Consider the following 22,827-nt stretch of genomic DNA (forward strand, 5'->3'; position numbering starts at 1 on the left):
CGTGATAGCTGCAGACTGGGCATCTTCAGGTCAGGCATCAAGCCTGATGTGAAGGATCAGCGACATGGCAACGGTTATGGAATGCGGCGTGGCGCCGGCCACGCGGGGATGGCGGCTGCGCGGCTTCTGGGCCGCGCGGCGGATGCGGGCGCGGCACCGGGCGGAAATCGCCCGGCTGCAGACGATGCCCGACTATCTGCGCAAGGACATCGGGCTGGACGGCGGGCTGCCGCTGACGGGATACGAGAACGGCGGGCGGACATTCGTCAGCCACGGGCTGATCGACCGCACGCTGAGCGACTGGCACTGGTAGCCCCGCGCCAGCACCCGCGGGGCTGCGCCCCAAGGCCCCGCGGGCCGGTCGACACGGGCTTGCGCATGGGGCGCATGGTCCTAGACTGAAGCCCGGGACCGCGTCCGCGCCGATGCGCCCGACCGGGGAGGAAGAACCATGACAACAGCCAGCCAGAACGCCGAGCCCGACCGCGGGACCGGCACCGCACCCGCCCCCGCGCGGCCCCGCCTGTCCGCCGACCGCGTCAAGGACATCCTGATCGTCGATGACCACCCGCTGATGTGCGACGCGCTGGCCCTGACGCTGAAGATCAGCTTTGGCCGCAAGACCGTGCGGACCGCCCGCAGCCTTGCCGCCGCCGTGGAACAGATCCGCACCCACGGGGCGCCCGACGCGGTGATCCTGGACCTCAACCTGCCCGATGCGCGGGGCGCGGAAGGGATCGTCACCCTGCGCCGGCAACTGCCGGACGTGCCGATCACCATGATCTCGGCCGATCTGGAAAACGCCATGATCTCGGCCGCCATCGCGGCCGGCGCGCAGGGCTACATCTCGAAGTCGCTGGGCCGCGAGGCGCTGGTGGACAGCCTGCGCCGCATGTGGGAAGGTGAGCGGGTCACGCCCGAGGGCTACGAGCCCGAGGATGGCGGGACCGAGGAGGACGCGCGGGCCGAGCTTGCCCGCCGCTTCGCCACGCTGACGCCGCAGCAGATGAAGATCCTGCGGCTGATCTGCCAGGGCAAGGCCAACAAGGAAATCAGCTACGAGCTGTCGATCGCCGAGGCGACGGTCAAGACCCACATCACCGCGATCATGTCCAAGATCAACGCCCGCCGCCGCACCCAGGCCGTGCTGCTGGCCAACAGCGTCCGCCTGTTCGAACCGGGCTGAGCGCGATGACAGTCGCCGGCCTTGCGCCCGTCACGGTCAGCGTCCAGGCCGACGATCCGGGCGGCGCCGCAGCCTTGGCGCGCGGGCTCTCCGGCTGCGACCCGGCACTGGTGCTGATGTTCGGCTCGCCCAAGGCGGCGCTGGGCGGGATCGCGGGCGAACTGACCGGGATGCTGCCGGGCACCCGCATCGCCGGCTGTTCCTCGGCGGGCGAGATCGGCGCGCAGGGCTACCAGCGTGGCACCGTGGTCGCCATCGGCTTTCCCCGCCCCGCCTTCCGGGTGGGCGCGCTGGCGCTGGCCGACCAGTCGTCGATCCCGGTCTCGGCCTGGCTGTCGCAACTGCGCCAGTTGCGCGACGGCTTCGCGCCCGACCCTGCCCGCGCGCAGTTCGGCATCCTTCTGGCCGACGGCACCGCCTGCAACGAGGACGTGCTGGTCTCGACCCTCGACGCTGCCTTCCCCGGCCTGCCGGTGGTGGGCGGCTCGGCCGGCGATGGGCCGGATTTCCAGGATAGCTGCCAGATCCTCGACGGCGAGGTGGTCCCCGGCGCCGCCGTCTTCGTGCTGGTCGAAACGGTGCTGTCGGTGTCCGAGGTCAGCTTTGCCCATTTCGCCCCGACCCCCCGGCGCGCTGTCGTCACCCATGCCGATCCCTGCAAGCGCGAGATCCTCGAACTGAACGCCGAACCCGCCGCCCAGGAATACGCCCGCCTTGCGGGCCTCGACCCCGACCACCTGAAACGCGCCGATTTCGCCCGCCACCCGCTGCTGCTGAAGACGGGCCGCCGTTATCACGTCCGCGCCATCAGCGAGGTCGGCGAGACGGGCAGTCTGCGCCTGATGTCGGCGGTGGAACCGGGAACCGTTCTGACGCTGGGGCAGGCGGGCGACGTGACCGCGGGCTTTGCCGACGCGCTGGACGCCCTGCCGCGCCCGCCGCTGATCGTGCTGGGCTTTGACTGCATCCTGCGAAGGCTGGCGGTGGAACAGGCCGGCATGACCGAGGCGATGGCCGACCTGTTTCACCGCTACCGCGTCTGCGGCTTCAACACCTATGGCGAGCAGATGAGCGGGATGCATGTCAACCAGACCTTTGTCGGCCTGGCGCTGATGGAGCCTGACCCGCCGCAATGCTGAGAAACAGTGACGATCCCGTCCGGCGCGCCGAAAAGCTGGAACGCATCGCCGAGGTGCTGATCGAGCGCGTGGACCGGCTTGAGGAAACGCGCGGTTCCGCCTGGTCGATGTTCCAGGCCGCCGTGGCCCTGGAACGCGAGGCGCTGGCCCGCACCCGCGATCTTGAACAGGCGCTTGCGGACCTGTCGGAAAAGAACCGCGACCTCGCCGTGGCCCGCGCGGCGGCCGAGGAGGCCAACCGGTCCAAGACCCGCTTCCTGCGCGCGGCCAGCCACGACCTGCTGCAGCCACTGGCTGCCGCCCGGCTGTTCCTGTCGGCGCTGACCGACACGAACCTCGACCCTCTGCAGCAGGAGCTTGCGGGCCGCCTTGCCGGGGCCTTCGAGTCGGTCGAGGAACTGATGCACGCCGTTCTCGACATCAGCCGGCTGGACAGCCAGCGGATCGAGTTCCACCGCAAGCCCGTCGAACTCGACACCCTGTTCCGCCGCCTCGCCGTCGAATACGCGCCGATGGCCGAGGCCGCGGGGCTGCGGCTCAGCTTCGTGCCGACCTCGGCGGTGGTGGACAGCGACCCGACATTCCTGCGCCGCATCGCCCAGAACCTTGTGTCGAACGCGATCAAGTATACCGAAAGCGGTGGCGTGGTCGTGGGCGTCCGCCGCCGCGCCGGGCTGATCTGGCTTGAGGTGCACGACAGCGGCACCGGCATCAGCGAATCCGACCGCGCCCGCATCTTCGACGAGTTCCAGCGCGCCGTGCGCGACGGCGGGCCGCAGGGCATGGGCCTGGGCCTGTCGATCGTGCGCCGGGCCTGCGTCAAGCTGGGCCACCCGCTGGAGGTGGAGAGCCAGCCCGGCCGCGGCACCGTCTTCCGCGTCGGCCTGCCGCCGGTCCAGCCCAAGGGCGAGTGTCAGGGATGCCCGGATGCCGCCCCCCACGCCCTGCGCGCCCGCGTGGCGCTGATCGTGGAAAACGACGCGGCCATGCGGCGGGGGTATGAGCTGATGCTGGCCGGACGCTTCGGCATGGTCGTGCGCGCGACCGGCGGCACCGCCGAGGCGCTGGCGGCGATGGGGCAGGACGATCCGCCCGACGTGATCCTGGCCGACTACAACCTCGACAACGGCGATACCGGCATGGCCGCGATCCGGGCGCTGCGCGCAGCGGCCGGCCAGCGGGTGCCGGCCGTGATGGTGACGGCCCAGCGCGACCCGCAGATCGCCCGCGACTGCGCCGCGCTGGACGTGCCGCTGGTCGAAAAGCCGGTCCGCCCCGAGGAACTGGGCGCGATCCTGCTGCGGGTGCTCTCACGCTGACGGATGCGCGGGCAGGCAGGGGCTTGGCAAGTGCCGGGCGCCGCTTCATCGTGACCCGCAACGGAGGAGACCCGATGCGATACCTGAAAAGCCTGCGTGCAGGACTGGCCGCCGCGCTGCTGGCCTGCGGCCTCGCCGCGCCGCTTGCCGCCAGCGAGGCGGGCGACCTGATCTTTGCCGAACGTGGCCCCTGGGCCTTGGGCGCGCGGACCCTGACCTGGGCCGAGACGCAGGAAGGCCCGGCGCTGCCCGGCTTCCGCCAGATCCGCGACGGCCGGCTGGTGCTGTCCGAAGCCAGCGATACCTCGGATGGCAAGCCGGTGCTGCAGCTTGAACAGTCGGCGGGCGAGACCAGCCGCAGGATCGGCCCCTTTCCGGTCTCGGGCGGCGATCCGGTGGTGATCCTCTTTCTTGAAAACACCGTCCGCGACATGGCGACCCTGACCGGCGGCAATCCCCATTACATCCGCAACCGCATCAAGGACGCGGTGTTCCGGGGCGGCTCGGTCCAGCGGGAAGGCGGCGTCACCACCGTGGTGGCGCGGCCCTTCGACGGCGACCCCAACGCCGAACGCATGGGCGGCTTCGCCGCGCTGGAACTGCGCTTCGTCATGGGCGAGGACGCCACTGCCCCCATCCGTGAGATGGTGGCCGAGACGGGCCAGCCTGTCGCCGTGGAAACCCCGCGCGAGATGGCGGGGCAGGTGATCGCCCCCGCCCCCTACCGCCATGCGCTGGTGATGCAATGAGGGCCGCTTTCGCCCTGTCGGGGCTGCTCGCCGCCGGCGCTGCGGCCGCGCAAGAGGTGAACGACTACCCGACCGCCAGCCGCGTCGAATACGCGGTCGCCTGCATGGCGGCCAATGGCGAGACACCGGATGCGCTGCAGCGCTGTTCCTGCGCCATCGACGCCATCGCCGACGTGCTGCCCTTTGACGATTATGCCGCCGCCGAGACGGTGCTGCGGATGCGCCAGACCACCGGCGAGCGGTCCGGCATGTTCCGGGGCGGCGGGATGATGGAGATGATGGTCGCCGACCTGCGCCGCGCCGAGGCCGAGGCCGAGATCCTCTGCTTCTAACGCGCACTTGACCTTGGAGGCGGACAAGGGTTCGTTCGGCCAGCACATCGAAAGGGGTTGACCATGGATCTGGGCATCAGGGGCAAGAAGGGGCTGGTCTGCGCGGCTTCGAAGGGCCTGGGGCGCGGCTGCGCCGAGGCGCTGGCGGCCGAGGGCGTGGACCTCGTGATCAACGCGCGCGGGGCCGAGGCGCTGGAACAGGCCGCCCGCGAGATCGCGGAAGCTCACGGCGTCACCGTCATTCCCGTCGCCGCCGACATCACCACCGCCGAAGGCCGCGCACAGGTGCTGGAGGCGCTGGGCGGGCAGGCCGACATTCTCGTGACCAACGCCGGCGGCCCACCCCCCGGCATCTGGACGGACTGGAGCCGCGAGGACTTCATCCGCGCCATCGACGGCAACATGCTGTCGGCCATCGCGCTGATGCAGGCACTAGTGCCCGGCATGATGGACCGCAACTGGGGCCGGGTCGTCAACATCACCTCGGCCGCTGTCCGCGCGCCCATCCCGCAGCTTGGCCTGTCGAACACGGCCCGGAACGGCCTGACCGGCTTCGTTGCCGGCATGTCGCGGCAAGTCGCCGAAAAGGGCGTCTGCGTGAACAACCTGCTGCCCGGCATTCACGACACCGACCGTGCGACCTCGCTGGACCAGGGCGTGTCCAATGCCCAGGGGATCACCCCCGACGAGGCTCGCCGCCAGCGCGAAGCCACGATCCCGACCCGGACCTATGGCCGGGCCGAGGATTTCGGCGCCGCCTGCGCCTTTCTCTGCGCGCAGCAGGCGCGGTTCATCGTGGGGCAGAACCTTGTCCTCGACGGCGGCGCGCTGAACGTCACCGTCTGACGCGCGCGAACAGGGCCGCGTCCTGGCGGCGCGGCCCTAGTGTTTCTTCTTCGTAGAAATATCCCGGGATCGTCGTATACGACGATGGGGCAGCGCCCCGGTCCGACAGTGCCGTCAGGCGCCGACCAGCACCGTCCACCAGATCTTGTTGGTCGGTTCCTGGAACCAGCCCATGCCCAGTTCGCGCGCCGCCGGGTCCATCAGGATGTCGCGGGTGTCGCGGGACTGCATCCAGGCGTTCAGGGTGCCGATCTCGTTCTCGTAGGTTTCCGAGATGTCCTCGCCCAGCAGCCGCCCGGCATACCCTTGCCGCCGCGCCCGGTCCAGGGGTGACGACCCGTCCGAGCCGAAGTGCCAGGCCCGGTTCTGCGCCGACATGTCGCGCGAATGCGCCATCGCCGCCGCGCCCAGTTGCGGGCTCAGCACCAGCGCCTGCAACCCCTGCTGGGTCCGCAGCATGTTGATCTGGGTCAGCGCCCGCGTCGGGATCTCGGCGGCGTCGCGGGCCGAGATCCGGTAGGCCACCGGGATCGGCTGCCCGTCCGGGCCAACGGTGGCCTGCGGTTGGATGGCGCAGGCCGACAGCGTCATCACGGCAAGGGCGGCGGCAAGGGTCAGCTTGGTCATGTCAGGTCCGTTCAAGGGTTTGCGCCCGATTATCGGGCCGCATGGGGTCCTTCAAACCCAAGAATGCGTGTGGGGCGACAATCGCGCCGCAAGCGTTGCATCCCTGCCGTAAAAGGCCAGCCGTAAAGGACCTGCCGTGGCGGGGATCAGGCGGGCGCGCCTTCGTCCTCGACCGACAGGATCGCGGGGACGGCGGGGCAGGGCAGCAGCCCGTTCATCGCCACGTCGCCCAGCGTCGTGTTGTGCAGGAAGACATAGACATGGGCCGACAGCCCTTCCCACAGCCGGTTGGTCAGCGACTGCGCCCGCGTCCCGCTTTGCCCCCCCGAGGCGCCGGCGCCGACATGCAGCGCGCTGACCGTCTCGTCCACCGCGCCCAGGATGTCCGCCACCCGAATCGTTTCGGGCGTGCGGGCCAGCCGGTAGCCGCCCCCCGGGCCGCGCACGCTTTCGACCAGCCCGGCCCGGCGCAGGCGCACGAAAAGCTGTTCCAGGTAGGGCAGCGAGATGTTCTGCCGCTTCGAGATCGCCGCCAGCGTCGTCAGCCGCCCCGGACTGGTCGCCAGGTCGACCAGCGCGACCATCGCATAGCGGCCCTTTGTGGAAAGCTTCATCTGCCCCTCGTGTGATCACGGGCGGGACCAATTGACGCCGTCTCGCGCCCTGCGCTAAGCCCGCCCTGCCGTTTCTTGCGAAATCCGGTCGCGCGTCCCAGATTTCCGTCTAAGGTCTGCCATCCGCTGCGTCAAGGAACCCGCCCGGGCCACACCGCCGCAGGGCGCAGCCGAACAGGAGTGTCATGCCCGAGCTTATCTTCCCCGGACCCGAAGGCCGCCTGGAAGGCCGCTACCACCCGCAGCCCAAGCCCGACGCGCCGCTGGCGATCGTGCTGCACCCGCATCCGCAATACGGGGGCACGATGAACAACCGGGTGGTCTACAACCTGCATTACGCCTTTCACCGGATGGGCTTCACCGTGCTGCGCTTCAATTTCCGGGGCGTCGGCCGCAGCCAGGGCGAGTTCGACCAGGGCATCGGAGAGTTGTCGGACGCGGCATCCGCGCTGGACCACCTGCAGGCGATGAACCCCAATTCCAAGCACTGCTGGGTCGCGGGCTTCAGCTTCGGTGCCTGGATCGGGATGCAGCTTCTGATGCGCCGCCCCGAGATCACGGGCTTCGTCAGCGTCTCGCCGCCCGCGAACATGTATGACTTCAGCTTCCTCGCGCCCTGCCCGTCCTCGGGCCTCATCATCAACGGCACCGCCGACCGGGTGGCGCCCCCCAAGGACACCAACGCCCTTGTGGGCAAGCTGCGCGAGCAGAAGGGCATCACCGTCACCCACGAGGAAATCGAGGGCGCCGACCACTTCTTCCGCGACGACGAGGCCCACATGAAGCCGATGATCGACACCGTGCAGGCCTATGTCCGCCGCAGGCTGACGGAAACCACCCGCTGAAGGACGCAGGCCCCCCGCACCGTGCGGGGGGCCTGCGCCGGATCAGCCGGCCAGCGCGACGCGGTTCTTGCCGTGGCGCTCGGCCAGCTTGCGGGCCAGCCGGCCGGGCACCAGTTGGCGGGCGGGAGGAAAGCTGCCCTCATCCTCGCGCAGTCCGGGGAAGATCGCGTGGATTTCCGCGGCCGCCTCCGCGCCCAGCGCGGCGATCGCCATCGGGCCGGGGTAAAGCGATTCCGTCTCGGCACCGTTCGAGACCAGCACCTCGTGACGGTCGAACATCAGGTGCAGGTAGGTGACGCCGCCCGCGCCGGCCTCCGCCTCGATGCCCGGCAGCGACAGAAGCTGCTTGGCCGCGACCAGCACCTCGGGCGCGCCGAACATCCGCATCGCGATGGACGAGCGCACCAGGACCCGGTGCTGCGGCGAGACGACAAGATCCTGCAGGGGCAGGCCCCCGCCCAGCGCCCCCGCCCCGATGCGGATGGGGCGCAGCTGCGGCCGGGCGGCAAGCTCGGCTTCGGACAGCATCCGCCGCCCGGCCCAGCGGACGGGCTGCAGGCCGTTGTCGCGGGTGCTGACAAGATCGCCGACGGCGATGCTTTCGACGGGACGTTCGGTGTCGCCGGTGCGGATCATGGTGCCCACGGTGAAGCAGGGAACGATGGGAAGATCGAAGATCTCGGCGGTGAAGGAGGTCCGCGACGAGGGATAGGTGCTGGCCGGAAGCGGCTTTGCCTTGAGGATCGTGACCCCGCGCAGCCCGTCGATTCCGTCCCAGTCCTTCAGCGTGTTGACCGAAGGGCGGAAGAACATGTCGCCATTGGCCATCTGGATCAGCACGCCGGACTGCCGGACCGTGGTCTCATCGGGCAGGGTCAGTTCATAGTCGACCTCGAAGAAGCCCGTGATCCGGCTTGAGACCCTGGTTCCGTCCTCGGGCGAGGCATAGGTCATCGCCGAGGCCGCCTGGCTGCCGTAGGTGGTCGCAAAGCCCCAGTCCGGCTTCCACCAGGTGCCGACGTTGTATTCCTTGCCGCTGACCGCGACCGCCTTGATCTCGGAAGGGCCGAAAGCCTCGTGGCCGACCAGCTTGTCGGCTTCCTTCTGCGTCGCCGTCGAATTGGGGGTGGTGTTGAATTGCGGCTTGTTGCCGAACCAGAGCAAATTGACCGTCGCCATGAAAACATCCTGACCTGAAAACTGGTAATGGATGTCGTGCTACATTCCCTTTCAATTTCGGCGAACCTGTGCTTCCAGACAGTTTTACGAGAATTATTAGCTATTTAGACAGGTCAGGCCGATTGACGTAGCGGCAGGCTGCGGGACTGATGGCCTGCGGCATACCATCGCATACCGTCTTCCCATCCGCGGGGATTGGCGCTATGAGCCTGCGACACCAACGCCAAAGGGGGACCCCCATGTCGAAGATCAAGGTCGCCAACCCGGTCGTCGAACTCGACGGCGACGAGATGACCCGGATCATCTGGGACTTCATCAAGCAGAAGCTGATCCTGCCCTACCTGGACATCGACCTGAAATATTACGACCTCGGGATCGAGGAACGTGACCGGACCGAGGACCAGATCACCATCGACGCCGCCAATGCGATCAAGCAATACGGCGTCGGCGTGAAATGCGCGACCATCACGCCCGACGAACAGCGGGTCGAGGAATTCGGCCTCAAGAAGATGTGGAAGTCGCCCAACGGCACCATCCGCAACATCCTGGGCGGCGTGATCTTCCGCGAGCCGATCATCTGCAAGAACGTGCCCCGTCTGGTGCCGCACTGGACCCAGCCGGTCATTGTCGGCCGCCACGCCTTCGGCGACCAGTACAAGGCCACCGACTTCCTGTTCCCCGGCAAGGGCAGGCTGACGATCAAGTTCGTCGGCGAGGATGGCGAAACCATCGAGCACGAGGTCTTCCAGGCCCCCTCCTCGGGCGTCGCGATGGCCATGTACAACCTGGACGACTCGATCCGCGACTTTGCCCGCGCATCCATGAACTACGGGCTGAACCGCGGCTATCCGGTCTACTTGTCCACCAAGAACACCATCCTGAAAGCCTATGACGGCCGCTTCAAGGACCTGTTCCAGGAGGTCTATGAGGCCGAGTTCGCCGACAAGTTCAAGGCCGCCGGCATCACTTACGAACACCGCCTGATCGACGACATGGTGGCGTCCAACCTGAAATGGTCGGGCGGCTATGTCTGGGCCTGCAAGAACTATGACGGCGACGTGCAGTCGGACACCGTGGCGCAGGGCTTCGGCAGCCTCGGGCTGATGACCTCGGTGCTGATGACGCCTGACGGGCAGACCGTCGAGGCCGAGGCGGCGCACGGCACCGTCACCCGCCACTACCGTGAGCATCAGAAGGGCAAGGAGACCTCGACCAACTCCATCGCCTCGATCTTCGCCTGGACCGGCGGGCTGAAGCACCGCGCCAAGCTGGACGGCAACGAGGAACTTCAGCGCTTCGCCGAAACGCTGGAGCGCGTGACCGTGCAGGCGGTCGAGGACGGTCACATGACCAAGGACCTCGCCCTGCTGGTCGGGCCGGACCAGAAGTGGCTGTCCACCATGGGCTACCTGGAAAAGGTGGACGAATACCTGAACAAGGCGCTGGCGGGCTGAGCCTGCGCCCATCAACGGAAAGGGCCGGGCAGCGATGCCCGGCCCTTTTTCCATGCGCCGGGATCAGCCTTCGGGCGCGGCGGCAATGGAATCCACGATCTCTCCGGCCAGCGCATGGGCGCCCCCGACCACGGCAGGGTCGAGTTCCGTGACCTCCTGGCCCGTGACCTCGCCGACCTGCACGTTCAGCGCCCGGCCCCGCACCTCGGCCACGCAGAGCGCGTAGGTCACATCCTTCACCTGGGTTCCCATGCACTCCATTCCGGTGCCGGCAGGGCTTCGGACCGTGGCGCGCGTCATCGGGATGTCCCCGTCCGCCATGTAGGCCGCAGCCCGTTCCACGTTGCCCGCGATGCCGCCCTCATACAGCCGATACAGCAGCACCTGCACGTTCCGGCTGTCGTCCGGGTGATGATAGGTCGCGGCGATCCGCCCTTCCTGTGGCTTGCTCTGGATCGAGGCGCGGGTCAGGCCGTCGATCTCTTCGGGAAAGCCCGGAAGGAAGGCGTTGGTGGGATGGCCCTGCACGACATTGGGCGGGCCGTCGGTCTGGGCGGCAGCAGGGGTGCCAAGCGCGGCAGCCATGGCCGCCGCGAGCAGGACTCTGGTCATGGGTTCTCCTTGTCCCGCGTCACTCGCCCGTGGGATTGTCCGAGGCGGGATACCAGTCCACGATCACGACCTCGGTCCCGGCCCCCGTCGCCTGCAGCTTTTCGGCGAACTCGGCCGGGTCGCTGCCCTTGTGGTGATAGGGGATGACCATGCGCGGGGCCATTTCCGCCACGCCTTCCACCGCCTGATCCACCTCCATCGTGTAGGGCAGGTTCATCGGTACGAAGGCGACCGCGATGTCGGCCTGCGCGCGGAACTCGGGCGTGGCCTCGGTGTCGCCGGCGATATAGATGCGGCCGTGGTCGGGCGAGGTCAGGACATAGCCGTTGTCGCGGCCCTGCGGGTGATACTGCATCCGCTCGGGCGTGATGTTATAAGCGGGCACGGCCTCGATCGGGATGCCCGCGACCTCGCCGCTGTCGCCGTTGGCCATGACTGTGGCGCGGGCGCGCAGGTCCTCGGGCAGCTTTTCGGCCACGGCGGGGTTGACGACCAGCGCCACGCCCTCGGTGACGATGGCAGCCAGTGTGTCGGGGTCGAAATGGTCGCCATGCTCATGCGTGACCAGCACCGCCGTGGGCGTGCCCGCCGCGGCATATTGCCCGGCGTCCCCCACCGGATCGACAAGGATGCGCTGGCCGCCCAGGGTCAGCATCAGGCTGGCGTGCTCGAAGGGCGTCAGGAACTCCGGCGCCCCGGCGCTGCTGGCGGCAGGAACGGCGGCCTGCGCCCGCAGCATCGCGGGCAGGCTGGCGGCGGTCCCTGCGGCGAGCGCGGCGGCGAGGGTCTGGCGTCGGTTCAGGCGCATGGTGTCTCTCCACGGAACGGGGGTCCACGGTCAATTCCGGCCGGGCGCCTGCGGTTCCCGGCCCCTCAGCCCTTTTCCCGGAGGCCCCGAGGGGCTATCTCCACCTCGTCCCCAGCCCCGGAGCCTTTGCCGATGAGAGCCGCCGTCATCACATTCCCCGGTTCCAACTGCGACCGCGACCTCCTCGTTGCGCTGAAGTCCGCGGGCGCCGGGGTTTCCCGCGTCTGGCACAAGGACGACGCGCTGCCCGAAGGGACCGACCTCGTGGCGGTGCCCGGCGGCTTTTCCTTCGGCGACTACCTGCGCTGCGGGGCCATCGCCGCCCGCTCGCCAGTCGCCGCCGCGATTCGCACCCATGCCGAACGGGGCGGCTATGTGCTGGGGGTCTGCAACGGCTTCCAGGTGCTCACGGAACTCGGCCTGCTGCCCGGGGCGCTGATGCGGAACGCGGGGCTGACCTTTCTTTGCAAGGACGCCCCCCTGCGCGTCACGGCCCGCGACAACCCCTTCCTGTCCGCCTTCTCGGACGCCGAGGAGATCAGCCTGCCCATCGCCCACCATGACGGCAACTACCAGATCGACGCCGAAGGGCTGACCCGGCTCAAGGCCGAGGGCCGCATCGCCCTGACCTATCGCGCCCCGGTCAACGGCTCGGTCGCCGACATCGCGGGCGTCTTGTCGGAAAACCGCCGTGTTCTTGGAATGATGCCGCATCCCGAACGCGCCGCGGAAGCGGCGCATGGCGGCTCGGACGGCGCGCGGCTGTTCCACGGGCTGATCGATTCGACCGTCGCCGCGTAACCCCCGCGCCCCGCAGCGGACGCTTGAGCGGAAGCCCGCCAACCCATAGATTGGCCGGCATGGCAGACCGCGGCCAAGAGATCGAGGACGACCCCGGACATCCCGCCGCGCTGCGCGCGCGCGCGGCCGCACGCAGCCGCCTTGTGAACCGGATCAGCGTCGTCCTGCTGCTGCTGGCGGCGATGGGCGCGATCTGGTGGACCAACGTCTGGCTGACCGATCGGTTCTCGGAAAATACCCGCGTCCGGGCGGAACTGCGCTCGGCGCTTTACACCGGCAACCTTCTGTCCGAACTGCAGCGGACCTCGGTGGTGCCGCTGCTGCTGGCCCGCGATCCGGCGCTGATCGGGGCGCTCAGCAGCAAGGACTACGCCACCGTCTCGGCCCGGCTGATCGCCGCGCAGAAGGAAATCGGCGCGGCCTCGATCCGGCTGCTGGACAACTCGGGCCGCACCGTGGGGGCCACCGACCGCAAGCTTCTGGGCAGCAACTACGTCTCGGCCCCCTTCTATGTCGAGGCGCTGCGGACCAACGACACCGTCTTCACCGTCTCGCCGGGACCCGCCGGCGGCTTCGATTTCACCTACTCCCGCGCGGTGATGCGGGACGGGCGGGCGGTGGGCGTGATTGTGGTCGGGGCCGACCTTTCCCGGCTGGAACGGTCATGGGCGGGGATCTCGGACGCGGTGGTCGTCACCGACAGTTCCGGCCAGATCATCCTGTCCACCGAACCCCGCTGGCGGGGCCATGGCCTGCAGGACGCGCTGGCCGTCAGGTCCGCCCCCACCGCCATCGAGCGCGCCTTCCAGGTCACCGCCGACTGGTCGAACCGCCCCGTAGATGCCTATGTGGGCGGCAAGGCGGTGATGGAAACGGAAACCCGCATCCCCTTTCGCGGCTGGCGGATGACGCTGTTCACGACCTTCGATTCGGTGCGCGAAAGGGTGAACACCTTTCTTGCGCTGGAAATCATGGGTTTTGCCATCCTGATGGCGGCGGGCTTCTACATCCTGTCCCGCCGCGCCAGCGTCCAGTCCGCCCGCTATCGCCGCGAATCGGCCGACCTGCGGGCGCTGAACAACCGGCTCACGCGCGAGATCGCCGAACGCGAACGGATGCAGCGCGAATTGCGCGTGGCCGAGCAGACCGTCCAGCAGGCGTCGAAACTGGCCGCGCTGGGCGAGATGTCGGCAGGCGTCAGCCACGAGCTGAACCAGCCCCTTGCCGCGATGAAGACCTATCTCGCCGGCTCGCGCCTGCTCTTGGAACGGGGCCGGGGGGACGAGGCGCTGACTTCGTTCCAGCGCATCGACGACCTGCTGGACCGGATGGGCACGATCACCCGGCAGTTGAAATCCTATGCCCGCAAGGGCGGCGAGGCCTTTGAACCCGTGGACCTGCGCGTGGCCCTGTCGGGCGCGCTGACGATGATGGAACCGCAGTTGCGCAACCGCCGGGTCCGGCTGCAGCGCAGCCTGCCGCGCGAGCCGGTGATGGTCTTCTGCGACCGCATCCGGCTGGAACAGGTCATCATCAACCTGATCCGCAACGCGATGGATGCGACCAAGCAGATCCGCGACCCCTCGATCGAACTGGTGGTGGACAAGCTCTCGCATGCCCATCTGTCGGTCCGGGACAACGGGCCGGGGGTCGAGGACCTGGAACAGTTGTTCGAGCCTTTCTGGACTACGAAAAGCCCCGGCGAGGGCACGGGGCTGGGCCTCGCCATCTCGTCGGGGATTGTTGCCGATTTCGGCGGCCGGCTGACGGCGCATAACCGCGACAGCGGGGGCGCGGTCTTCGATGTCGAGCTGCCATTGTTTGAACCCGCCCGGCATGGCGCAAGGCCGCTGGCTGCGGAATGACGAAAGGAAATGACATGGCGCAGACGATGACGGTCGCGATCGTGGACGACGAACCCGACATGCGCGAATCGATCAGCCAATGGCTGACGCTGTCGGGCTTCCGCACCGAAAGCTATGCCAGCGCCGAAGAGGCGCTGAAGGCCATCGGCCCTGACTGGCCCGGCGTGGTGATCTCGGACATCAGGATGCCGGGGATGGACGGCATGGCCTTTCTCAAGCGGCTGATGGGGCAGGATTCGGGCCTGCCGGTCATCATGATCACCGGCCACGGCGACGTGCCGATGGCGGTCGAGGCGATGCGGCTGGGCGCGATGGACTTCATGGAAAAGCCCTTCAACCCCGACCGGATGACGGAACTGGCCAAGAAGGCCACGCAGGCCCGCCGGATCACGCTGGACAACCGCGCCCTGCGCCGGGATCTTTCCGAAGGCCAGCAGGTCATGTCCAAGTTGGTCGGCGCCTCGCCCGCGATGGACCGGCTGCGCGAGGATATCCTCGATCTGGGGCAGGCCGACGGCCACGTCCTGATCGACGGCGAGACCGGGACCGGCAAGACGCTGGTGGCCCATGCGCTGCATGCGGTCGGCCCCCGCGCGTCCAAGAAGTTCGTCCCCATCAGTTGCGCCGCCTATAACGACGAGGCGCTGGCGACCCGGCTTTTCGGCCCCGTCGAGGAGGGCCTGCCCGCGGTCGAGGAGGCCCGCGGCGGCACCCTCTGCCTTGAGGATATCGAGGCGCTGTCCGATCCGCTGCAGGCCCGGCTGCTGGCCTTCATCGCCGACCAGGGCGCGCCGGCCGAGACGCGCATCATCGCCATTTCCAACGCCCGCGCCGAGGGCCGCCGGGCCGAGGACAGCCTGCGCCCCGACCTGTTCTACCGCCTGTCGGCGCTGAAGATCACCGTGCCCGCCCTGCGCCAGCGGGGCGAGGACATCCTGTCGCTGTTCACCCGCATGACGGAACAGTTCGCCGACGAATACGGATGCGAGCCGCCCCAGGTGACCGCGCAGGAGGCTGCCCAGCTTCTGCAGGCCCCCTGGCCCGGCAACATCCGCCAGCTCATCAACGTGGCCGAGCGCGCGGTCCTGCAGAACCGGCGCGGCACGGGGTCCATCACCTCGCTGCTGATGGGCGACGGCGAAGAGGCGCAGACCGACGCGACGACGACGGAAGGAAAGCCGCTCAAGGAATATGTCGAAAGCTTCGAGAAGATGCTGATCGACAACACCATGCGCCGCCACAAGGGTTCGATCAGCGCGGTGATGGACGAGCTTTGCCTGCCGCGCCGGACGCTGAACGAGAAGATGGCGAAATACGGGCTGAGCCGCGGCGACTATCTCTAGTCGTATCGGACGTGCATCACCTGTGCATTGACTGTGCATCGGATGTGCGGCCGGATTCCTGCAACCAAGGGCTGAAATCGGCGGTGACGCTTTCGCATTGTCATTTGCCGGCGTCACGCCCTATGTTGCCCCCATGCGGGGGCACGGCCTCTTGTCGGCCGCGTCCGTCCCGCACCCGGTTTCGCAACGTGGCCGCCCTGCCGGAGCTTCCGGCAAGCGGTCGCGTGGGAAAAGCCGGCGGTCTCGCCCGTCCCCGGACAAGCCGACCGCCTGAACATTCGCCGCCTTCGTTCCTGCAACATGGTCCGAAGGCACAGGAAAAAAGAGACGCGATGGATCGCGCGGTGGACGACGATGGATGGAACCGGCGGGGCGCAAGGCCCGCGGGCCCTGCCGCCACCGGTCCCGCAATCCCGCCCGGCGCTCGTCCCGCGTCCGCATCACACCGCACCCCTTGTCCCTCACCGCCGTTGCGCGGGCGGGCAGGGCTGCGCGAAAGAACACTTCATGGCAAAGAAAATGCTGATCGACGCTACGCATCCCGAGGAAACCCGGGTCGTCGTGGCGGATGGAGCCAGGGTCGACGACTTTGATTTCGAGACCCTGAACAAGCGCCAGTTGGCCGGCAACATCTACCTGGCCAAGGTCACGCGGGTCGAGCCGTCGCTGCAGGCGGCCTTCGTGGATTACGGGGGGAACCGCCACGGATTCCTCGCATTCGCGGAAATCCACCCGGATTACTACCAGATCCCCGCAGCCGACCGCCGCGCGCTGATCGAGGAAGACCGCGCCGCCGCCGAGGCCGAGGAGGAGGACAGCGCGCAGGAGCGCCGTCCCCGGAACACCCGCTCGCGCAGCCGTGGTGGCCGCGAGGAACGGGCCGAGCGCGCCTCGCAGGACGACGCGGTGACGAAATCCGACGCCGTGCCGGGGATGGAGGTCATTGACGCCTCGACTGAACAGCCGTCGGCCGAGGATGCCGCCGTCGAATCCGGCTTCTCGGCGGCTGGCGGCGATGCGGTCGATCCTTCGGTCGAAGGGCAGGGCGGTGACGCCGACGCGCCCGAACCCGCCCCCGCTGACGCCCCCGAACGGGCCGGGGCGCAGGCCGAAGCCGGTGATTCGGACGACGACCATGCCGAGGACAGCGGCTCGGACGACGAGATCGAATCCGTCGCCGAGGAGGACGTGGCCGAGGAGATCCGCCCCGCCCGCAAGCCCCGCGCGCGCCGCTACAAGATCCAGGAAGTCATCAAGGTCCGGCAGATCATGCTGGTGCAGGTCGTCAAGGAGGAACGCGGCAACAAGGGCGCGGCGCTGACCACCTACCTGAGCCTCGCCGGCCGCTATTGCGTGCTGATGCCCAACACCGCGCGCGGCGGCGGGATTTCCCGCAAGATCACCAATGTCGCCGACCGCAAGAAGCTGAAGGACATCGCCGCGCAGCTTGAGGTCCCGCAGGGCGCGGGGCTGATCATCCGCACGGCGGGCAGCCAGCGGACGCAGACCGAGATCAAGCGCGACTACGAATACCTCATGCGTTTGTGGGAGCAGATCCGTGAGCTGACCTTCAAGTCGGTCGCGCCCGCGCCGATCTACGAGGAAGGCGACCTCATCAAGCGGACGATCCGCGACCTTTACAGCAAGGACATCGACGAGGTGCTGGTCGAGGGCGAGCGCGGCTATCGCACCGCCCGCGACTTCATGGCGATGATCATGCCCTCGCAGGTCCGCGCCGTGAAGCATTACACCGATCCCATGCCGCTGTTCACGCGGCACGGGGTGGAAAGCTACCTGTCGGGGATGTTCAACCCGACAGTGCAACTGAAATCCGGCGGCTATATCGTCATCGGCATCACCGAGGCGCTGGTCGCCATCGACGTGAACTCGGGGCGGGCGACCAAGGAAGGCTCGATCGAGGATACCGCGTTCAAGACGAACTGCGAGGCGGCGGACGAGATCGCGCGGCAGTTGCGCCTGCGCGACCTTGCCGGGCTGATCGTCATCGACTTCATCGACATGGACGAGCGCAAGAACAACGCCGCCGTGGAAAAACGCTTCAAGGATGCGCTGAAGAACGACCGCGCCCGCATCCAGGTCGGCCGCATCTCGGGCTTCGGCCTGATGGAGATGAGCCGCCAGCGGCTGCGGCCGGGGATGCTGGAATCGACGACCCAGCAATGTCCGCATTGCCACGGCACCGGGCTGATCCGGTCGGACGATTCGATGGCGCTGACGATCCTGCGCGCGATCGAGGAAGAGGGAACCCGCAAGCGGTCCCGCGAGGTGCTGGTGCGTGCGCCGGTTGCGGTCGCCAACTACCTGATGAACCAGAAGCGGGAGCATATCGCCACGATGGAAGCGCGGTATGGACTGTCGGTGCGGGTCGAGGCCGATCCTTCGCTGATCTCGCCCGACTACACGCTTGAGAAGTTCAAGACGGCGACCCGCGCGGTGCCCGAGCCGAGTTCGGCTGCGCTGTCGGTCGATGCCCGCCTGATGGCGCAGATCGACGAAAGCGAGGATGCGGCCGAGGAGGAAATCGAGGCCGAGATCGAGACCGAGGCGGATGAATCCGCGGCGCATGAGGTCGTCGAGGATGAGAACGGCAACGGCTCGCGCCGCCGCCGCCGCCGCCGCCGCCGCGGTGGCCGCAACGGGGACGAGGCGAACGACGAGCAGCATCCGGACGATGACGGTGAGGCAGATGCCGAAACCGCCGAGGACGAAAGCGGGGATGTGGAGGATGAGGCGGGCGGGGACAGCAAACCTGCCGGTTCCAGCCGCTCGCGCCGCTCGCGGTCACGGTCCCGCCGTCGCGTCGAGGATCGGGGCGAGGCTTCAGGGGAAAGCACCGGGGGCATCATCGACGAAAGCCGCGACGTTCCGGCGGGCGCGGGCGAGCCGGTGGAAACCGGCGGCATCCCGGCGAATGCGGACGGGTTGGGTGATGATGCAGAGGAGGATGCGCAGGAGGCCGACGGTTCGGCACACGCGCCCGAAGGTGCGATGATGGAAGCCTCGCGGGCATCCGGTGAAGAGCCTGCCCGTGAAGCTGCCGAGCCGCAGGCCGGAAGCGTTCAGCCGCAGGATGCGGGGGAAGAAGCTGCCCCGGTTGCTGCCTCTGATCAGGCCGTGGCTGAGGCAGATCCGGTGTTGGAAGATGCCGGTGCTCAGCAAGGGGAGGCCACGGCTGAAGCGATCCCGGACGAGCGCGCAGGCGAGGCTGCGATGGCCGATGTGGCAGGTCCGGCAACCGAGGCTGATGACAGCCCCGCCGATGAGGCTGCCGCCGGTAAGGACACCGATAGCCCGGCGTCTGCTGTCGATAATGCAGAAGAATACAGGCCCGAAGCGGAGCCGGCCGGAACGGAGGCTTCAGGCGCCGAAGCGGCTGAGGGCGCGAGCGAGGCAGGGGTTGCTCAGCTTGAGCCTCGGGCTGAGGCTGCGACCATCGACGAGCCTGCAGCCGAGGCCGAGCCGCAGCCTGCGCGGCCCAAGCGGCGCGGCTGGTGGTCGAACTGATTCGCTGACGCAGCCGTGACGTTCTGACGCGAGGCCGGGGCTTCCCCGGCCTCGTTCTTTTCTTCATGGTGCCGCCCATGTTTGGGATCGAACTTGCCGACGCCGCCATCCTGCCGGCGGCCCTTGTCGCCATGCTGGCGGGAATCCTGTCCTTCCTGTCGCCCTGCGTCCTGCCGATCGTGCCGCCCTATCTGGCTTACATGACCGGGGTGAAGGTCTCGGCCCTGAAGGAACGCCAGCGCAGCGCGGTGCTGCCGGCCCTGTTCTTCGTCATGGGGCTGTCCACCGTCTTCCTGCTGATGGGCTATGCGGCCTCGGCCTTTGGCCGGGCCTTCCTGCAATACCAGCCGGTGCTGGTGACGATCTCGGGCATCTTCGTGATTCTGCTGGGGCTGCATTTCCTGCATGTCTTCCGCATCCCGATGCTCGACCGCGAGGCGCGGATCGAGGCGGGCGACAAGGGTGGCACGGCAATGGGGGCCTATCTGCTGGGCCTCGCCTTCGCCTTTGGCTGGACGCCCTGCATCGGGCCGCAATTGTCCATGATCCTGACGCTGGCCGCGACCGAGCCCGCTCGCGGCACGACCCTGCTGGGAATCTATGCGCTGGGCCTCGGCATCCCGTTCCTGCTGTCGGCGATCTTCATCGAGCGGTCCATCGGGCTGATGAACCGGCTGAAGCGGCACATGGGGGTGATCGAGCGGATCTCGGGCGTGCTGCTGATCGGGGTGGGCGTGCTGCTTCTGACCGGCTGGCTGGGCGTCATCAGCTACTGGCTGCTGGAAACCTTTCCGGCGCTGGGCGTCATTGGCTGAACGGCCCAGGACGGCGGGCGCTTTTCCAGAAAGGCGGTCAGGCCCTCGTCCGTGTCGGGCAGCATCAGGTTCTCGCACATGACCGCGCCGGTCTGCCGGTAGGCGTCGGCGAGGCTCTGGCCCAGTTGCTCGCGGAAGGCGCGCTTGCCCAACCGCACGGCCGCCGGCAGCTTTGTCGCGACAAGCTGCGCCAGCGCCATGGTTTCCTCGGCCAGCTTTTCGGGCGGGACGACGCGGTTCACCAGCCCCAGCTCGCGGGCACGCTGGGCGTCGATGAACTCGCCCGTCACCAGCATTTCGAAGGCCGCGCGGGGGTGGATGGCGCGAGTCAGGGCCACCATCGGGGTCGCGCAGAACAACCCGATATTGATGCCGTTGACGCCGAAACGGACGCCCTCGGCGGCCACCGCCATGTCGCAACTGGCGACAAGCTGGCAGCCAGCGGCGGTGGCGATGCCCTGCACCTCGGCGATGACCGGCTGGGGCAGGGCGCCGATGGCTTGCATGAGCGTGGCGCATTCGGCGAACAGGGATTCGTAGGCCGCGCGGCCGCCGTCATCGCCTTCCCGCGCCGCCTGCATCTGCCTGAGGTCGTGGCCGGCCGAGAATGCCTTGCCCTCGGCGGCGAGGATCACCGCGCGCACGGGCTGGTCAGCGATCCCGGAGAAGGCCTCGGTCAGCGCGGCGATCATCTCGATCGACAGCGCGTTGTAGTTGGCGCCGCTGGTCATCACCAGCCGGGCCACCGGGCCGTGATCCTCGCGCCGGATCAGTTCACCTGCGTTCGCCATTGTCACCCTCTGCTTCGTCACGCCAAACTCTAGGCCCGCAAGGAGGGTCTGGAAAGCATGATGCAACCGCACGAGATTCAGGCGTTCATCGCCCGCGAGTTCCCGCAGGTCAGCGGCTACAGCGTCACAAGGGTGGACGGCGAAGGCGTGGGGATGCGGCTGGCGGTCGAGCACCGGCATCTGCGTCCGGGCGGGACGGTCTCGGGCCCGACGATGTTCGAGTTGGCAGACCTGGCCATGTATGCCGCGGTTCTGTCGCGGATCGGTCCGGTGGCCCTGACGGTGACGACCGGGGCCAGCATCGACTTCATGCGCAGGCCCGCGGCCGGGCGCGACTTGCTGGCCGAGTGCCGGCTGCTGAAGCTGGGGCGGGTCCTTGCAGTCGGGGACGTGCTGGTCCGCAGCCAGGGCATGGAGGAGCCGGTAGCGCGAGCATCGCTGACCTATTCGATTCCGCCGAAAACAGGCGAGTAGGATAAGGTATCTTATTACCTATACTACAATCCATTGTTTAATATGGATTTTTATATGTGTGCCGTCGTTGACCTTCGGGGCTGCTTTGGTGCATAGACCCCTATCCGAATTCACACCCCCGAAAGGGACGACCGATGAAGACCTATACCGCGAAACCGGCGGAGATCGAGAAGAAGTGGATCCTGATCGACGCCGAGGGCGTCGTTCTGGGCCGCCTCGCCACGATCGTCGCCAGCCGCCTGCGCGGCAAGCACAAGCCGACCTTCACGCCGCACATGGACATGGGCGACAACGTGATCATCATCAACGCCGACAAGGTGCAGATGACCGGCGACAAGCGTGACGACAAGAAATACTACTGGCACACCGGCTATCCGGGCGGGATCAAGCACCGCACCGCCCGCCAGGTGCTGGAAGGCGCCCATCCCGAGCGCGTCGTCATCAAGGCCGTCGAGCGCATGATCAGCCGCAACAAGCTGGGCAAGCAGCAGATGACCAACCTGCGCGTCTATGCCGGCGACCAGCACCCGCACGAGGCCCAGCAGCCCGAAGTGCTGGACGTCAAAGCGATGAACCCCAAGAACACCCGGAGCGCCTGAACATGGCCGAAGACATCAAATCGCTGGACCAGTTGAGGGATGCGGTCACGGCCAGCGCCGGCGCCGTCCAGGGCTCGACCTCGGAAGAAGCGCGCAGCCTGCAGGACGCAGTCGTCCGTGAACCGCAGCGCGACGCGCAGGGCCGTGCCTATGCCACCGGCAAGCGCAAGGACGCGGTGGCCCGCGTCTGGGTCAAGCCGGGTTCGGGCAAGGTCACGGTGAACGGCAAGGACATGGCGGAATATTTCGCCCGTCCCGTGCTGCAGATGATCCTGCGCCAGCCCTTCGACATCGCAGGCGTCGCCAACCAGTATGACGTCTATGCAACTGTTGCGGGCGGGGGGCTCTCGGGCCAGGCCGGTGCGGTGAAGCACGGCATCTCGAAGGCGCTGCAGTTGCATGAGCCCAGCCTGCGCGGCGCGCTGAAGGCCGCGGGCTTCCTGACCCGCGATCCGCGCGTGGTCGAGCGTAAGAAATACGGCAGGGCCAAGGCGCGCCGGTCGTTCCAGTTCTCGAAGCGCTGATCGCTTCGAATCGCACAAGCTCGAAGGGCGCGGCATCTGCCGCGCCTTTTTTCGTTTCGGCAGGCCGATTTCTGCGAGTCGCGACTCGCACGGCACCCGATTCCGTCACCGAAGCGTTGCGATTCCATGTAAGATCCGGCTCGGGAAGCTATCCGGGTCCTGAAACAGCCGTTTCGAGGCTGAAGGCATAACAGCAGAAATTGTTGTAAGACAATAGGTTGCAACAAAGTTGCAGCCAAGGTCGATTTTTCTTCTTGCTCTCTTCCTCGTCTCCTCCTAGATACCGCTTCACCGAACGGCGGGGACGCTGTGAGGGACGGGGAAGCCGGGAGGTTGACCTGGGGGGCTCTGGAAGGCTCTGCGGAAGATGGTCGAGAAAG

23 protein-coding genes are annotated in these 22,827 nt (G+C 67.8%); 17 read left to right on the top strand and 6 right to left on the bottom strand.

Annotation, left to right across the window (positions count from 1 at the left end):
• Window positions 1–64: 64 nt before the first annotated feature.
• The 7 genes from H5395_RS08440 to H5395_RS08470 all read left to right on the top strand — a co-directional run bounded on the left by H5395_RS08440 (window position 65) and on the right by H5395_RS08470 (window position 5,571).
• Window positions 65–313, top strand: coding sequence for a hypothetical protein (locus tag H5395_RS08440; RefSeq protein ID WP_182792123.1), 249 nt, complete (start codon window positions 65–67; stop codon window positions 311–313).
• A gap of 138 nt (window positions 314–451) precedes the next feature.
• The gene (locus H5395_RS08445; RefSeq protein ID WP_182792124.1) at window positions 452–1,186 is read left to right on the top strand and encodes a response regulator transcription factor; all 735 of its coding nucleotides are present in this window, start codon (window positions 452–454) and stop codon (window positions 1,184–1,186) included.
• A gap of 5 nt (window positions 1,187–1,191) precedes the next feature.
• Window positions 1,192–2,325, top strand: coding sequence for an FIST N-terminal domain-containing protein (locus H5395_RS08450; RefSeq protein WP_182792125.1), 1,134 nt, complete (start codon window positions 1,192–1,194; stop codon window positions 2,323–2,325).
• On the top strand, window positions 2,319–3,644 hold the full coding sequence (locus tag H5395_RS08455; RefSeq protein ID WP_182792126.1) for a hybrid sensor histidine kinase/response regulator: 1,326 nt from the start codon (window positions 2,319–2,321) through the stop codon (window positions 3,642–3,644). Before H5395_RS08450 ends, H5395_RS08455 begins: the two co-directional genes overlap by 7 nt.
• A gap of 74 nt (window positions 3,645–3,718) precedes the next feature.
• Complete coding sequence (locus tag H5395_RS08460) at window positions 3,719–4,393, top strand: hypothetical protein (protein WP_182792127.1); 675 nt, start codon at window positions 3,719–3,721, stop codon at window positions 4,391–4,393.
• Window positions 4,390–4,725, top strand: a complete 336-nt coding sequence (locus H5395_RS08465; protein WP_182792128.1) for a hypothetical protein — start codon at window positions 4,390–4,392, stop codon at window positions 4,723–4,725. Before H5395_RS08460 ends, H5395_RS08465 begins: the two co-directional genes overlap by 4 nt.
• Window positions 4,726–4,788: 63 nt before the next feature.
• Window positions 4,789–5,571, top strand: a complete 783-nt coding sequence (locus H5395_RS08470) for an SDR family oxidoreductase (RefSeq protein ID WP_182792129.1) — start codon at window positions 4,789–4,791, stop codon at window positions 5,569–5,571.
• A 114-nt stretch (window positions 5,572–5,685) separates the two neighbouring features.
• Here the strand turns inward: H5395_RS08470 and H5395_RS08475 are convergent, their stop codons facing one another.
• Together H5395_RS08475 and H5395_RS08480 are read right to left on the bottom strand one after the other, a co-directional pair.
• Window positions 5,686–6,198, bottom strand: coding sequence for a CAP domain-containing protein (locus tag H5395_RS08475; RefSeq protein WP_182792130.1), 513 nt, complete (start codon window positions 6,196–6,198; stop codon window positions 5,686–5,688).
• Between the two features lie 146 nt (window positions 6,199–6,344).
• Window positions 6,345–6,812, bottom strand: coding sequence for an Rrf2 family transcriptional regulator (locus H5395_RS08480; protein WP_182792131.1), 468 nt, complete (start codon window positions 6,810–6,812; stop codon window positions 6,345–6,347).
• A gap of 185 nt (window positions 6,813–6,997) precedes the next feature.
• Between H5395_RS08480 and H5395_RS08485 the strand changes: the two genes are divergently transcribed.
• Entirely contained in the window at window positions 6,998–7,657 is a 660-nt protein-coding gene (locus H5395_RS08485; protein ID WP_182792132.1) for an alpha/beta hydrolase, read from the top strand.
• Window positions 7,658–7,699: 42 nt separating this feature from the next.
• Here the strand turns inward: H5395_RS08485 and H5395_RS08490 are convergent, their stop codons facing one another.
• Window positions 7,700–8,836 carry a Hint domain-containing protein gene (locus H5395_RS08490; protein WP_182792133.1) on the bottom strand — a complete coding sequence of 379 codons (1,137 nt, stop codon included), beginning with the start codon at window positions 8,834–8,836 and terminating at the stop codon, window positions 7,700–7,702.
• Between the two features lie 239 nt (window positions 8,837–9,075).
• Here H5395_RS08490 and H5395_RS08495 point away from each other — a divergent pair, with 239 nt between their 5' ends.
• A complete protein-coding gene (locus tag H5395_RS08495; RefSeq protein ID WP_182792134.1) occupies window positions 9,076–10,290 on the top strand; it encodes an NADP-dependent isocitrate dehydrogenase in 1,215 nt (404 codons plus the stop codon).
• A gap of 63 nt (window positions 10,291–10,353) precedes the next feature.
• Here the strand turns inward: H5395_RS08495 and H5395_RS08500 are convergent, their stop codons facing one another.
• Both H5395_RS08500 and H5395_RS08505 read right to left on the bottom strand, forming a co-directional pair.
• Window positions 10,354–10,902 carry a hypothetical protein gene (locus H5395_RS08500; protein WP_182792135.1) on the bottom strand — a complete coding sequence of 183 codons (549 nt, stop codon included), beginning with the start codon at window positions 10,900–10,902 and terminating at the stop codon, window positions 10,354–10,356.
• Window positions 10,903–10,921: 19 nt separating this feature from the next.
• Window positions 10,922–11,710, bottom strand: a complete 789-nt coding sequence (locus tag H5395_RS08505) for an MBL fold metallo-hydrolase (protein ID WP_182792136.1) — start codon at window positions 11,708–11,710, stop codon at window positions 10,922–10,924.
• Between the two features lie 132 nt (window positions 11,711–11,842).
• Between H5395_RS08505 and purQ the strand changes: the two genes are divergently transcribed.
• The 5 genes from purQ (at window position 11,843) to H5395_RS08530 (ending at window position 20,059) form a co-directional block, all read left to right on the top strand.
• Entirely contained in the window at window positions 11,843–12,511 is a 669-nt protein-coding gene (purQ, locus tag H5395_RS08510) for a phosphoribosylformylglycinamidine synthase subunit PurQ (protein WP_182792137.1), read from the top strand.
• A 59-nt stretch (window positions 12,512–12,570) separates the two neighbouring features.
• Window positions 12,571–14,376 (top strand): ATP-binding protein, encoded by a 1,806-nt coding sequence (locus H5395_RS08515; protein ID WP_182792138.1) that lies wholly within the window; start codon window positions 12,571–12,573, stop codon window positions 14,374–14,376.
• 14 nt (window positions 14,377–14,390) lie between these two features.
• Window positions 14,391–15,719, top strand: coding sequence for a sigma-54 dependent transcriptional regulator (locus H5395_RS08520; RefSeq protein WP_182792139.1), 1,329 nt, complete (start codon window positions 14,391–14,393; stop codon window positions 15,717–15,719).
• Between the two features lie 507 nt (window positions 15,720–16,226).
• On the top strand, window positions 16,227–19,244 hold the full coding sequence (locus H5395_RS08525; protein WP_182792140.1) for a ribonuclease E/G: 3,018 nt from the start codon (window positions 16,227–16,229) through the stop codon (window positions 19,242–19,244).
• Between the two features lie 77 nt (window positions 19,245–19,321).
• Entirely contained in the window at window positions 19,322–20,059 is a 738-nt protein-coding gene (locus H5395_RS08530) for a cytochrome c biogenesis CcdA family protein (RefSeq protein ID WP_182792141.1), read from the top strand.
• On the opposite strand, the gene H5395_RS08535 is transcribed toward H5395_RS08530, so the two are convergent.
• The gene (locus H5395_RS08535; protein ID WP_182792142.1) at window positions 20,014–20,850 is read right to left on the bottom strand and encodes an enoyl-CoA hydratase; all 837 of its coding nucleotides are present in this window, start codon (window positions 20,848–20,850) and stop codon (window positions 20,014–20,016) included. The genes H5395_RS08530 and H5395_RS08535 overlap by 46 nt on opposite strands.
• Window positions 20,851–20,910: 60 nt before the next feature.
• Between H5395_RS08535 and H5395_RS08540 the strand changes: the two genes are divergently transcribed.
• The 3 genes from H5395_RS08540 to rpsI all read left to right on the top strand — a co-directional run bounded on the left by H5395_RS08540 (window position 20,911) and on the right by rpsI (window position 22,447).
• Window positions 20,911–21,324, top strand: a complete 414-nt coding sequence (locus H5395_RS08540) for a PaaI family thioesterase (RefSeq protein ID WP_182792161.1) — start codon at window positions 20,911–20,913, stop codon at window positions 21,322–21,324.
• A gap of 134 nt (window positions 21,325–21,458) precedes the next feature.
• Window positions 21,459–21,923, top strand: a complete 465-nt coding sequence (rplM, locus tag H5395_RS08545) for a 50S ribosomal protein L13 (protein ID WP_182792143.1) — start codon at window positions 21,459–21,461, stop codon at window positions 21,921–21,923.
• Window positions 21,924–21,925: 2 nt separating this feature from the next.
• Window positions 21,926–22,447: a 30S ribosomal protein S9 gene (gene rpsI, locus H5395_RS08550; protein ID WP_182792144.1), complete on the top strand. Its 522-nt coding sequence runs from the start codon at window positions 21,926–21,928 to the stop codon at window positions 22,445–22,447.
• Window positions 22,448–22,827 lie beyond the last annotated feature (380 nt).

Source organism: Paracoccus sp. MC1854, from assembly GCF_014164635.1.
Taxonomy (GTDB): domain Bacteria; phylum Pseudomonadota; class Alphaproteobacteria; order Rhodobacterales; family Rhodobacteraceae; genus Paracoccus.